This is a genomic window from Salinifilum aidingensis (assembly GCF_054782015.1).
The window spans coordinates 188,318-200,947 of the sequence record NZ_BAAGTH010000012.1; the positions used below are offsets into that span (position 1 = coordinate 188,318).

Genomic DNA, 12,630 nt, shown 5'->3' on the forward strand with positions numbered 1-12,630 from the left:
CCGCGAGCTCACGTCCCCGACGGGGTCGCACGACTCCAGCGCGACCTCACGACTCCGCCGTGGCGGGGTCCGGACGCCACTGGGCGGTGGGCCACTGCTCCCGCTCCCAGGCGCTGTTCCAGAACAGCCACTCGTACTCGGTGGCGCGGGTGAACGCGTCGAACATGCGGCGCCGCGTGTCCGCGTCGGCCCGCTCGGCCAGGCGGTCGGTCAGCTCCCGCGCGGTGAGGACGGCATCGGCGAACGCCTCGTCGGCGTAGGTCTCGATCCACGCCCGGTACGGGTGCACGGAGACGTCGCCCACGGAGTCGAGGATCGTGCTGCCCACGTGCTGGTACACCCAGAAGCACGGGAGGATCGCCGCCACCAGGACCGGGTAGGGCTCGCTTCCCGCGCACGCCCGCAGGTACGAGGTGTAGGCGTCGCAGGACGGCGACGTCCGCACCGCCTCGACGTCCTCATCGGACAGTCCGAGCTCGTTGATGTAGCCGGCGTGCAACCGGCGCTCCTCCACGACCGCTTCCCGCGCGGCCCCGGCGAGGAACGCCGCGTCGCCCGACTCGTCCGCGCGGCTGGCGGCCGCCGCCAGCGCCTGGGCGAAGGCGACGAGGTAGCGCCCGTCCTGGACGATGTAGAACGCGAACCGGTCCCGCGGCAGGCTCCCGTCGGCGAGCGCCGCGTTGAACGGGTGCTGCACGATCGCGTCCTGCAGCGCGGCGGTGCGGTCCCAGGCGCGGGCGCAGAACCCGCCCGGCGTCGGAGGGGGCAGGTTGCTCATGAGTGGGTCCTCCTCGCATCGGCGGTGAAACGATCCGGCGCGCGGCCGGTGGCGATCCGGTGTGCCGCGAGCGGCGGTGGGCTCACCACCACTGGTGGAAGTGGTGCACCGGCCCGTGCCCGTGGCCGACGTCGAGGCGCTCGGAGTGCCGGAGCGCCTCGGTGAGGTAGTGCTTCGCGTCGCGCACCGCGCCCGCCCAGTCCGCGCGCTGGGGGCGCAGCGCCGCGATCGCCGAGGACAGGGTGCAGCCGGTGCCGTGATCGTTGTCCGTGCGCACGCGCTCGCTGCGGACGGTCCGCACATCACCGCCCGCGAGCAGCACGTCCACACTGGACTCCCCGCTGAGGTGCCCGCCCTTGAGCAGCACGTTCTTCGCCCCCAACCCGGCCAGGCGCTGCGCCTGCGCGGGCATGCCCGCCTCGGCGCCGAGCTCCGGCTCGGCGAGCAGGTCGGCGGCCTCCGGCAGGTTCGGCGTGATCAGGTCCACCCGCGGGACCAGGTCGTCGCGCAGCCCGCGGACCGCCTCCGGGGCCAGCAGCCGGTCGCCGCTCTTGGCGACCATGACGGGGTCGAGCACCACGTGCGGCGGGTGGTAGCGGTCCAGCACGTCCACCACCGCGCGGATCACCTCGGCGTTGGCGAGCATGCCGATCTTGACCGCGTCCACGCGCACGTCGTCGAACAACGTCACGAGCTGCGCGGTGACGAACTCCGGCGGGATCTCCTGCACTTCGGCGACCCCCGTGGTCGTCTGCGCGACCAGGGCGGTGACCACCGACATGCCGTAGGTGCCCTGCGCGGAGAACGCCTTGAGATCGGCCTGGATCCCCGCTCCCCCGCTGGGGTCGGTTCCGGCGATGCTGACGACATTGGCGACCATGACGTCCCTCCGCTAGTGCGAGCTAGGTCAGGTTCGACGGGTCTGCTCTCAGCCCGGGCCACCGGGCACCCCGCGTCACTGGGCTCCAACCTAGCAACTGCCCGCCGGCGGGAACACAGCCGAGCCGCTCACGGCGGTCGCGGACCGGGCCGCCCCGCGCGAGCGCGCAGCGCTGCTGCAGCGGAAGGGTTTGAGCAACGTCACAGCGATGTGGATCACACTGCGCCGGGAACGCGGTGAAACACCCGGTGTAGGCCCACTACAGTGGGAAAGATGGAGACGACAACCGATGCCGTGAGCTCCACGCGCGTGCGCTCGGACAAGCCGGCGGAGGACCCCGCCCCGGCCTGGGAGCCGCTGCCCAGGCTGACCGAGGCCGCCGCCGCGGTCGCCGGTTCGACGGCGAGCGTGGCCATCACGCGCGGCTTCGACCGCACCAACCGCGAACGCGCCAAGGCGCTGCGCTCGCTGCTGCAGGAGCGGAACGTCCCCGCCATCGAGATCACACCGGCACCCGGCAGCGAGCGGCTGCTCGCCGACGCCGACATCGCCGCCGTGGTCAACCTGATCGGCGCCGGGAGCTGGCAGCCCTACCGGATCGCCGCCGAGCTGGGAGCGCCGGTGCTGACCCCGAACCCGACGGAGCAGTCGGCCGAGGAGGTCCAGCGGCACGTGATCGCGCTGGAAGCCGACGACGGCAAGCGCGACATCGCGCTGTCGCACGTCGCGATCCGCGCGGACAGCGCCGACGGCAAGCTGACCGTCGCGCACGACACCGACGAGGTGTCCACCAGCGGCGGCTGGCTCAGCGTCACCGCGCAGGACGGTGCGCTGCAGCTGGAACTCGGGGGCCAGGACGTGTCCGCCCAGCAGCTGTCCACCACGAGCCTGCGCGTGCAGGTCGAGGACACCCCGCACCGGCTGGTGCGCGACGAGCTGCCGATCGCCGACTACGAGGGCACGCTGACCCTCACCGCCGAGGCGAACGGGCTCACCGTCCGCCCGGTCTGACACCGGTCGCACCGCGAAGCGCACGATGGCCCGGCCGCGCGCCGGGCCTTTTCGCGTCCCGGCCCCTTCGCTCCTCGGGCAGCGGCCCCCGGTGTCGCCGCACTACCCCTCGAACCGGGTATTTACGACTTTCGCCGCCTTCCGGAGACAACCCTTCCGCTCTCCTCGGCGTCTCTGTGGCGTGGACCATTCGCGCACCTGCGTGCGGTCCACAGCACGAACCACGGCGCGCGGCTGCCTCCCGCCGCTGCGGCGCGCCGAACTACCGACCGAGGAGGTTCGATGTCACCCGCGAAGCCCCGCACGGGACGTCCGCTCCGAGCCGCGGCCGCGACCACCGGCGCCACCGCCCTGGCGATGGGCGCGATCTTCGCCGGCCAGGCCGCCGCCCAGGAGAACCAGGACGACTTCGAGCGCATGGAACGGGCGTGCCAAGAGGGGTACCTGTGCATCTGGGAAGGCGCCAACGGCGGCGGTAACCGCATGGACCTGTACTACTGCGGCGAGCGCGTCAACGTCCGTGAAGACTACGGGCAGCAGCCCGGCATCGCGGGCGTCGGTTCCTTCGTGAACAACCAGCACGACGGCACGACCGCCAGCTTCTACGGACCGCTGCCGGACGACCCGGACGGCCCGCCGCAGCACCAGTACGACTCGGTCGCCTTCGAGATCCGCGGCGACACGACGGACCTCAACACCTTCCTGGTCGAGGCCTGCCCTGCGGGCATGAACAAGCCGGCCCCCTGAGGGCGCACCGCGCGGCGAGCTCCTGAGGAGCAGTACCGGAGCCCCCGCGCTGCACCCTTGGTGCACCGCGGGTCCGCCGCGGATGATGCACCGCCCCTCGGACGAATCGGTGAGCGGTGCGTTTTCCACCCGCCCGTGTGGGGACTATTTGCAATTTTCATGAAAATTGCGAGCTGTCCCCACACGATTGCGGGAGGAGTGATCAACACGTGATCGCGGGTCGCTCGAGGGGAGGGCGAGGGCCGGTGCTCGGCGGGGCGGTCGTCGACCGCCTGTTCGCCACCCGTGGCCACCGCGCGCCCCGTCGTCAGTCCCCGGGACCGCGGAGCGGGAGGCGGCACCTGCTCCGCGCCCAATCTCCTGCTCCGAATGATGTGCACACCTTTTCGCGACTCCACTGCCACGGCATCATCTACTCCGAGTAGACAGCCTGCGAAAGGTGGAACGTGCACTCGCGAGCGACCTCGGTCCTGCTGCGCCACCTGGTCAACGGAGCGGCCCGCGCCGCCCCTGGACTGCGCACCGCGTACGTCCTCGCGCGGCAGGGAGTGCTGCGCCCCCTGCGCCCGGACAAGCTCGCCCGCATCGCCGCCGCGTACCGCCGCTGGGGCGTCACCCCGCCGCTGGGCTTCGCCATCGGCGCCGTGCGCCACCCCGACCGGCCCGCGGTGATCGACGAACGCGGCGTGCTCAGCTACTCCGAAGTGGAGCACCGCACCACCCGGCTGGCGCACGGGCTGCGGGACCGGCTGCACCCGGGCGAACGCATCGGGGTGTTGTGCCGCAACCACCACGGAACCGCCGAGACGATCATCGCCGCCGGCAAGCTCGGCGTCGACGTGGTGCTGCTCAACACCGGTCTGAGCAGCACGCAGGTCGCCGACGTCGTCGAGCAGCAGCGGGTCGGCGTGCTCGTCCTCGACGAGGAGTTCGCCGGGCACCGCGACGAGCTCCCCAGCGGGCTGGAGACCGTGCTGGCCTGGACCGACGGGACGACGCGGCGCGCCACCCTCGAGCACCTCATCGCCCGCGGCCCCAACCGCGCGCTGCCGCGGCCGACGCGGCACTCCCGGATGATCGTGCTCACCTCCGGCACCACGGGCTCGCCGAAGGGAGCCCGACGCCCGGACCCGCCGAGCCTGGAGCCCGCCGCGACGATCTTCTCCCGCATGCCGCTGCGCCACGGCGAGCGCCTCCTCATCAGCGCACCGCTGTTCCACACCTGGGGCGTGGCCGGGTTCCAGCTGGGGGCCGTGCTCGGGGCGACGCTGGTGCTGCAGCGCAAGTTCGACCCCGAACGGGCCCTGGACGTGCTGCGGCGGCAACGCTGCACCGCGCTGTTCGCCGTGCCCGTCATGCTGCAGCGCATCCTCGACCTGCCGGAGGGCGTGCTGGCGCGCTCGGCTCCGTCCGCGCTGCGCACGGTCGCCAGCAGCGGCTCGGCCCTGCCGGCGGACCTCGCCGCGCGCTTCCAGCGGCGGTTCGGCCGCGTGCTGTACAACTTCTACGGCTCGACGGAGGTCTCGTGGGTGAGCATCGCGACGCCGAACGAGCTGCACTCCGCGCCCGGCACGGCGGGGCGCCCTCCCCGGGGGACGACGGTCCGCCTGCTCGACGACGCGGGGAAGCCGGTGAGCACGGGCTCGGTCGGACGCATCTTCGTGCGCAACGACATGCTCTTCGAGGGCTACACCGGCGGCGGTGACCGGGATCGGCACGACGGGATGATGGCCACCGGGGACCTCGGCAAGTTCGACGGCAAGGGCCGCCTGTTCGTCGTCGGCCGGGAGGACGACATGATCGTCTCCGGCGGGGAGAACGTGTACCCGAAGGAGACCGAGGACGCCGTGGCCGCCCTGGAGGAGGTCGCGGAAGCCGCCGTCATCGGAGTGCCGGACGCGGAGTTCGGCCAGCGGCTCGCGGCCTTCGTGGTGCTGCGCGAGGTGGGGGCGCTCACCTCCGACGGGATCCGCGAGCACGTCCGCGCACGCCTGTCACGCCAGGCCGTGCCGCGTGACGTGGTCTTCCTCGACGAGCTGCCGCGCAACGCCACCGGCAAGGTCGTCCCCGCGGAACTGCAGGCGCACCTGCGGGCCTGACCACCGGCACTGATCCACCCCCGCCGCGTTAGGCTCAGCTGCGTGAACGACCGTCTGGTGTGGATCGACTGCGAAATGACCGGACTCGATCTCCGCTCGGATGCGCTGGTGGAGATCGCGGTGCTGGTGACCGATGCCGAGCTCAACATCCTCGGCGAGGGCGTGGACCTCGTGGTGCACGCCGACGACGACACGTTGGCGCGGATGCAACCGGTGGTGCGGGACATGCACGAGCGTTCCGGGCTCACCGAGGAGATCCGCCGGTCGGCGGTGACGCTCGCGGAGGCCGAGCAGCGCGTTCTGGAGTACGTGCGCGAGCACGTCCCGGACGGTCGCTCGGCGCCGCTGGCCGGCAACTCCATCGCGACCGACCGCGGGTTCATCGCCCGGGACATGCCCGAGCTGGACGCGCACCTGCACTACCGCATGGTCGACGTCTCCTCCGTCAAGGAGCTCGTCCGGCGCTGGTACCCGCGGGTGTACTACGCCCAGCCCGAGAAGGGCCTCGCGCACCGCGCCCTCAACGACATCCGGGAGTCCATCCGCGAGCTGGCCTACTACCGGCAAACCGTGTTCGTCCCCCAGCCGGGTCCGAGCACCGAGCAGGCCCAGCGGTCCGCTGCGGCGCTGCTCGACGGGGAGCAAGCAGAATGACCTGCACGAACAGTGGATCGGCAACCCGTTTCACGGGCGCGGACGAAGGCACGCTAGGATAGACGTGTCGCTGCGGCGGCCGCGGACGGCGCGGCCGGGATTCCGCGGGTGACCACGGTGGGTGTAGCTCAGGCGGTAGAGCACTGGGTTGTGGTCCCAGGTGTCGCGGGTTCGAATCCCGTCACTCACCCCACGCGAAAGGGCCCCGTTCTCCGGAACGGGGCCCTTTCGCTGCGCCGGAGCCTTTTCACCGCGCCGGGTCAGCGGTTGCCGCTGACCCACTCGTCCCAGGGCACCTGCCAGTCGCCGAAGCCGTCCCACGACTCCAGCTGCGGCCCGCCCGAGTTGGTGATCTCGACGACGTCGCCCTTCTTCAGCAGGTCGTACACCCACTTCGCGTCCGCCTCGCTGAGGTTGATGCACCCGTGACTGGTGTTGGTGTTGCCCTGCTGCGGCACCGACCACGGGGCCGCGTGGAGGAACTCGCCCCCGTTGGAGATCCGCACTGCCCAGTCGACCTCGGTCTCGTAGCCGCCCGGTGCGTCCACCGGAACGCCGAACGTCGCCGAGTTCATGACGTACGAGTCGTGCTTCTGCGTGACCACGTGCGTGCCGTTGCTGGAGGGGAACTCCGGCTTGCCGAGCGACACCGGCAGGGTGCGCAGGAGTTCGCCGTTGCGCTTGACGGTCATCTGGTGGCTGCTGCCGTCGGCGTGCAGCTCGACCCTGTCCCCGATGGTGATCTGCGCGCTCCGGTCCTCGTCGCCCCAGACACCGTCGCCGAGCTGCCGGCCGTAGACGTCGATGCCGATGTCGACGCGGGTTCCCGGCTTCCAGTACTCCTTCGGCCGCCAGTGCACCTCGCGGTCGTCGAACCAGTAGAAGGCGCCCTCCACCTCCGGTTCGGTCCGGATCTTGATCGCTTCTTCAGCGCGCTCCTTGTCCGGCGCCGGGGCGTCTTCGCTGAAGTAGAACGCCAGCGGCTGCCCGACGCCCACGGTCTGCCCGTCGAGCGGGTTCATCGAGACGTACGTCCGGGCCTTCGGGTTCGCCGTGTGGAACGTCGAGCGGTGCTGCACCGGATCGTCGGAACCGCGAACGGTGACGGTCAGCGTGTAGTCCCGGTCGTAGCCGAGCTTGCCGTCGGCGGACCAGCGCGTTCCTCCCCCGCTGATCGTGCCCGGGATCTTCTCGCCCTCTCCGTTGGTGAGCTCCGCGCGCACGATCTCGCCACCACTGGCCTCAGCGGTCACCGGATCGGCCGGGCTCACGTCTTCGGCCCCGTCCTGCGGCGCGAACCGCACCTTCGGCGGGGACGCGGCCGTGTCACCGGTCTGCCCCGTGCTGGTTCCCGCGCAGCCGGAGACGAGCGCGACGAGCACCCCGAAGAGCACGACGAGCATCGGCCGACGTCCCGCCGCGGGAACACGTGACACCTGCATTCGTGACAGTCCGTTCTCCGTTGTGGTCTCCCCGCCCGCTCCGGCAGCGGTGCACACCCGAGTGAGCGACTGCACCCGCGCGAGCGGACGGACGTTGTTTCCCCCCTGAAGACACAACGCCCCCCGTTCAGGTTGCGTTCCCGGGGAAACGAAATTGAGACCAGGAGCTCACCAGGGGTTCGGGCAGCACAACGCCCGCGAGCGCTCCCCTCCTCCCTCCGGAGGACCCCCCGGTGAACAACCCCTCCGGAGGGGTGCTAAAGTATTTCTCGTCAGGCAGCGAGGGAACGCCACATCGGAGAAACACCGAGACACCGGAAACCTCGCTGAAGACGAGCGCCAATAGCTCAACAGGCAGAGCAGCAGACTCTTAATCTGCGGGTTCGGGGTTCGAGTCCCTGTTGGCGCACCGAAAGCCCAGGCCGAGCGGTCTGGGCTTTTTCTCGTGCGGGATCCACCTCAGCGCACCCCGCATTCCCGCGCGAAACCAGCGCGAATCAGTGGCGGAGACCACGCACCGCGAATCACCGAGATCTCCGCGCCGCTCCCGCCGCTTTCCGCCTGCGGACCCCGGCGCTCGAACCCGGCGAACCGGAGCACCCCCTTGCGGAGCCGCCCGGGCGCCCACCCGAGGGGCCGCCCCGCACCTCTCCGCAACACCGCGTTCACCCACCGGAACGTGATCTCCCCCTCTTGGCCGCGCTGCTCCGATGAGGTTAGGTTTACCTCTGCTACCGACAACGGCAGCGGCGAGGCTCCACCCGCAACTGCTCGTTCCCTCCAGCGAGCACCATCCCCCAACACTCCGGGCGTCCTCCCCTGCCGAACAACCCCGAACCGGAAACGGCCGACGAACATGCACAGACATTTCCGCCTTGCCAGCACGATCGTCATCGCCCTGGTCCTCGCTCTCGTGGCGGGCTGCGGCTCCTCCGGCAACACCGAGCAGCAGGCCAGCGCGGACGGTCCCGCCGTCAAGCACGCGATGGGCGAGACGCAGGTCCCGAAGGACCCGAAGCGCGTCGTCGTCCTCGACACCGGTGAACTCGACACCGCGCTCGCGCTGGGCGTGCAGCCGGTCGGCACCGTCCTCGCCGACACGCAGGAAGGCCTCCCCTCCTACTTGGACAAGGCCAGCAAGGGCAACATCCAAACCGTGGGCACGATCGGTTCCCCGAACCTGGAAAAGATCGCCTCGTTGAACCCCGATCTGATCCTGTCCAGCAAGGTCCGCGACGAGGAGCGCTACGGCGCGCTCAGCAAGATCGCACCCACCGTGTTCAGCGAAACCACGGGAAAGCCGTGGAAGGAGAACCTCCGCCTGTACGCGAAGGCGCTGGGCAAGGAGCAGAAGGCCGACCAGCTCATGCGCGACTACGAGAAGCGGACCCAGCAGATCCGCAAGCTCGTGGGCGGTGAGCAGAACGCTCCGACGGTCAGCGCGCTGCGCGCCACCGGCGAGCAGCTCCGCCTGTACGGCACCGGGTCGTTCATCGGCACGATCCTGGAGGACTCGGGGCTCAAGCGCCCGAAGAACCAGCAGAGCGACGAGACCTTCACCGAGATCAGCCGCGAGCAGATCGGCGCTGCCGACGCCGACTACCTGTTCCACTCGGCCTACGGCGATCAGGGGCGCCAGCAGCTCGACGACATCCGCGGCTCGGCGCAGTGGACCGCGCTGAAGGCGGTGCAGAACAAGCACGCCGAATCGGTCCCGGACGACACGTGGTTCCTCGGCATCGGACCGCTCGCGGCCAACCGCGTGCTCGACGACCTGCACCGCGTGTTCAGCAAGTAACTGTTCAGCAAGTAACAACGGGCGCGCCCCGGGAGTCCGCTCGGTGCGGCGGAGTCCCGGGGCGCAGCTTCGCCCGCAACCGGGCCAGCGCTCCCCAGCCCCGCGGAGCCCCTCACCAGCGCCGTTCACGCGCCGTCGGGCTGCCGCTGCGGCTGCTTCAGCGGACGGTCAACCGCAGATCGCCCACGGACCGGCCCGCGGCCAGGCCGTGCTCGCCCTCGTCCAGCTCGTCCAGTTCCACCAGCACCTCGACCTCGGCACCCCGCTCCACGTGCACCTTGGCGAACCCCACCAGGCGAGGTGGTCGGTCCTCGGCCGTGGCGTAGAGCTGCACGACCTCGCTGCCCGCGCGCGGACCGACGTTGCGGATCCGCACCCGGACGCTGTCGCCGTCGTCGACGGCCTCCTCGTAGTCCCACTCGGTGTAACCGAGCCCTTCCCCGAAGTGGAAAGCCGGCATCGTTCCGGAACGGGCGTAGGCGCGATAGCCGAACGCGTCGCCCTCCTCGTAGCGGAGATGACCGTCCTGCGGTTGGATCGCCGGCAGCGGGACCGGCACGTCGGCGAGCTCCGCCGGCACGGTGGTGGGCATGCGCCCGCTCGGCTCCCGCTTCCCGGCCAGCACGTCGGCCAGCGCACCGCCGAACTCCTGACTGCCGAACCACGTCCACAGCACGGCCGGCACCGAGCCTGCCCAGGGCAGCAGCACCGGCGCCCCGGCGTTGACCACCGCGACCGTGCGCGGGTTGACCTCGGCGACCCGGCGGACCAGCTCGTCCTGCCCACCCGGCAGGCTCAGGTCGGACCGGTCGGAGCCCTCGGTCTCCACCTCGGAGCTCGTCCCGACCACCACCACCGCCGCGTCCGCGTCCCGCGCCGCCTCCACCGCGGCGGTGAGCTCGCGCTGCTCGTCCCACTGCTGCGGACGCCAGCCGACCCCCACCGAGGCGATGCCGTCGAGATCCGCGGGTTCGAAGTCCACGGCGAGCGACACGGTGCCGTCAGCGGCGAAGTCGGTGTCCAACAGCACCGCGGCCACGCGCCGCTCCGGTGGGGCGACGAGCTCCACCGCTGGATCGGCGGTGTCGCCCTCCCGGGTCACGTGCTCGTCGAAGAGCTCGCGCCCCGCGATGCGCAGCGCCGCTCGGCCGGTCCCGCTCACGCCGAACAGGTTCTCGCCCGCCTCCGCCCGCACGTTCGTGCTCAGGCGCAGGCGGCGGGTTCCCGCCGGCATGCCTTCGCGCCCCGTCCACAGCAGGCGCTGCACCCCGCGGATCTCACTGCTCAGCACGTTCTCCCGCGCGTCGAGGTACTCCACCAGCACCCCGCGGGAACGCTCACCGCCCTCGCCCGCGTCCGGAGGGGCCAGCACGGCCTCGGGAGCCAGCGGCTCCAGAAGACGCTGGTGCCGCACTCCGCGCTGCGCCACCACGGTCGCGTCCGGGAAAGCCTCCCGCAGCCCGTCCACCGGGCCGACCACGTGCGCCGGCACCACCTGGGACGAGCCACCGCCCTGGACGACCGGGGCGAACGCGTTCTCCCCGAGCACCGCGATCGTGCGCGTCCCGCGGGGCAGTGGCAGGAGCGGAGAGCCGTCGTCGACGGGGTCGTTGCGCAGCAGCACGAACGTCCGCGCCGCCATGTCCCGGATCGTCTCCGCAGTCTCGGCCGGCTCGGGGCCCGCGGCCGCCGCGGGCGGCGCGGCCTTGGCCGTGACGTCCAGCGCACCGGTGCGCCACGCCAGCCGGAGCAGGCGCAGCACCTTGTCGTCGAGGACGTCCTCCGGGACTCTCCCCTTCTTGACCGCCTGCGCCAGCTCACCTCCCGCCCACGGGCTGCCGGTGCCGGGCATCGTCAGGTCGAGCCCGGCCAGGGCGGAGGCGTCGACCGAGGAGGTGGCGAACCAGTCCGACACGAGCACGCCGTCCCAGTCCCACTCGCTCTTGAGCACGTCGCTGATCAGCGTGCGGTTCTCGGTCATCGTGCGCCCGTTGACGCTGTTGTACGCGGCCATGAGCATCCAGGGACCCGCCCGGCGCACGATCCTGCGGAACGGCTTGAGGTGCACGTCCCGCAGCGTGTCCGCATCGACGACCACGTCGTAGCTGTTCCGACCGCTCTCGGTGTCGTTGGCCGCGAAGTGCTTCGGCGCCGCCGCCACCCCGTGCCCCTGGAGGCCCGCGGCGATTTCGGCGCCGAGCTCGGCGACGAGCAGCGGATCCTCCGCGAGGTTCTCGAAGTTCCGACCGCCGTACGGGCTCCGGTGCAGATTGACCGTGGGCGCGAGCACCGCGTGCACACCGCGGCGCCGTGCCTCCGCTCCGAGCACCGAGCCCGCGGTCCGTGCGACGTCCCGGTCCCAACTCGCGCCGATCGCCGCCCCCACCGGTATCAGCGCCGAGGGGTCGCGCTCGTCCCAGCGCGGTCCGCGCACCCCGTTCGGGCCGTCCGACAGGACGAGCTCGGAGAGTCCGATCTTCGGCAGGGGCGCGGTCGTCCAGAAACCGCCGCCGGCAACGAGCGCTGCCTTCTCCACGACGGAGAGTTCCGAGAGCAGCGCGTGCAGCGACGCGTCGTCCGGCGCGTCCCGCTGAGCCGTGGTCGTCATCCAGACACCCCTCTCCAGCAGCGACCGTTGTGGGCGCCGAGGGTGCGCGGCCTCGCACCGCGCACAGCCCCTGGTCACAATCCAGTCTCGAACGGCGGGGAGGGGATGTCGAGGAGGCCGGAAGCCCGGTCGCTCGACGAGCGACCAAGAAGACGGGTGTGCTGCGACAACGGTTCAGGGACCGACGTGTTCCGGCGTGTCGGGAATGGTGGTGCTCGTCGTGGGCGGGCGCCGCAAACGCGGGGACCAGCACACGCGGGAAGGGTCCCGCCAGGCACGCGGGGAGATGGGCGACCCCGCCCCCGCACCGCCGGCACCCCCCACACACACAAAAGGGGTGCGGACGCCACCCCCACCCCAGGAGGCACACCCACACCCCACACAGCCCACACACACAAAGAGGGGTGAGGTCGGAACCCGCACCCCGCACGGGAAAACCCCCTGGTTCCCCCGGGCGGACGGGCTCAACAACCCCACCCCTCTTTTTCTTTTCGTGTTGTGTCGGCGGCGCCTTACTCTCCCACACCCCACCGAGTGCAGTACCATCAGCGCAGGGAGACTTCGCTACCGGGTTCGGAATGGGACCGGGCCTACCCCTCCCGCCATAGCCACC

The 12,630-nt window shown here is 71.3% G+C and carries 9 protein-coding genes, 2 tRNA genes, 1 rRNA gene and 1 riboswitch; of the genes, 7 read left to right on the plus strand and 5 right to left on the minus strand.

The annotated features are described in order from the left end of the window. Nucleotides 1-46: 46 nt before the first annotated feature. Both tenA and thiD read right to left on the minus strand, forming a co-directional pair. Nucleotides 47-778: a thiaminase II gene (tenA, locus tag ACYVJE_RS17105; protein WP_461145247.1), complete on the minus strand. Its 732-nt coding sequence runs from the start codon at nt 776-778 to the stop codon at nt 47-49. 82 nt (nt 779-860) lie between these two features. Continuing rightward, nucleotides 861-1,658 (minus strand): bifunctional hydroxymethylpyrimidine kinase/phosphomethylpyrimidine kinase, encoded by a 798-nt coding sequence (gene thiD / locus ACYVJE_RS17110; RefSeq protein ID WP_461145248.1) that lies wholly within the window; start codon nt 1,656-1,658, stop codon nt 861-863. Then, nucleotides 1,646-1,741: riboswitch (TPP riboswitch) on the minus strand. It overlaps the preceding gene by 13 nt. 190 nt (nt 1,742-1,931) lie before the next feature. Between thiD and ACYVJE_RS17115 the strand changes: the two genes are divergently transcribed. The 5 genes from ACYVJE_RS17115 to ACYVJE_RS17135 all read left to right on the plus strand — a co-directional run bounded on the left by ACYVJE_RS17115 (nt 1,932) and on the right by ACYVJE_RS17135 (nt 6,362). Beyond that, nucleotides 1,932-2,669: a hypothetical protein gene (locus ACYVJE_RS17115; protein ID WP_461145249.1), complete on the plus strand. Its 738-nt coding sequence runs from the start codon at nt 1,932-1,934 to the stop codon at nt 2,667-2,669. Between the two features lie 282 nt (nt 2,670-2,951). Continuing rightward, the gene (locus ACYVJE_RS17120) at nt 2,952-3,416 is read left to right on the plus strand and encodes a peptidase inhibitor family I36 protein (RefSeq protein ID WP_461145250.1); all 465 of its coding nucleotides are present in this window, start codon (nt 2,952-2,954) and stop codon (nt 3,414-3,416) included. A 446-nt stretch (nt 3,417-3,862) separates the two neighbouring features. Beyond that, nucleotides 3,863-5,515: an AMP-binding protein gene (locus tag ACYVJE_RS17125; RefSeq protein ID WP_461145251.1), complete on the plus strand. Its 1,653-nt coding sequence runs from the start codon at nt 3,863-3,865 to the stop codon at nt 5,513-5,515. A 42-nt stretch (nt 5,516-5,557) separates the two neighbouring features. After that, nucleotides 5,558-6,169 carry an oligoribonuclease gene (gene orn / locus ACYVJE_RS17130; RefSeq protein WP_461145252.1) on the plus strand — a complete coding sequence of 204 codons (612 nt, stop codon included), beginning with the start codon at nt 5,558-5,560 and terminating at the stop codon, nt 6,167-6,169. A 117-nt stretch (nt 6,170-6,286) separates the two neighbouring features. Beyond that, nucleotides 6,287-6,362: transfer RNA gene (locus ACYVJE_RS17135), tRNA-His, on the plus strand. A gap of 67 nt (nt 6,363-6,429) precedes the next feature. Here the strand turns inward: ACYVJE_RS17135 and ACYVJE_RS17140 are convergent. Then, nucleotides 6,430-7,611: a L,D-transpeptidase gene (locus ACYVJE_RS17140; RefSeq protein WP_461145253.1), complete on the minus strand. Its 1,182-nt coding sequence runs from the start codon at nt 7,609-7,611 to the stop codon at nt 6,430-6,432. 336 nt (nt 7,612-7,947) lie between these two features. Between ACYVJE_RS17140 and ACYVJE_RS17145 the strand changes: the two genes are divergently transcribed. Both ACYVJE_RS17145 and ACYVJE_RS17150 read left to right on the plus strand, forming a co-directional pair. Then, a tRNA-Lys gene (locus ACYVJE_RS17145) sits at nt 7,948-8,020 on the plus strand. 447 nt (nt 8,021-8,467) lie between these two features. Beyond that, entirely contained in the window at nt 8,468-9,409 is a 942-nt protein-coding gene (locus tag ACYVJE_RS17150; protein WP_461145254.1) for an ABC transporter substrate-binding protein, read from the plus strand. A 157-nt stretch (nt 9,410-9,566) separates the two neighbouring features. On the opposite strand, the gene ACYVJE_RS17155 is transcribed toward ACYVJE_RS17150, so the two are convergent. Next, nucleotides 9,567-12,017, minus strand: coding sequence for a glycoside hydrolase family 3 protein (locus ACYVJE_RS17155; RefSeq protein WP_461145255.1), 2,451 nt, complete (start codon nt 12,015-12,017; stop codon nt 9,567-9,569). A 499-nt stretch (nt 12,018-12,516) separates the two neighbouring features. Then, nucleotides 12,517-12,630, minus strand: a 5S ribosomal RNA gene (gene rrf / locus ACYVJE_RS17160); the annotation flags it as partial.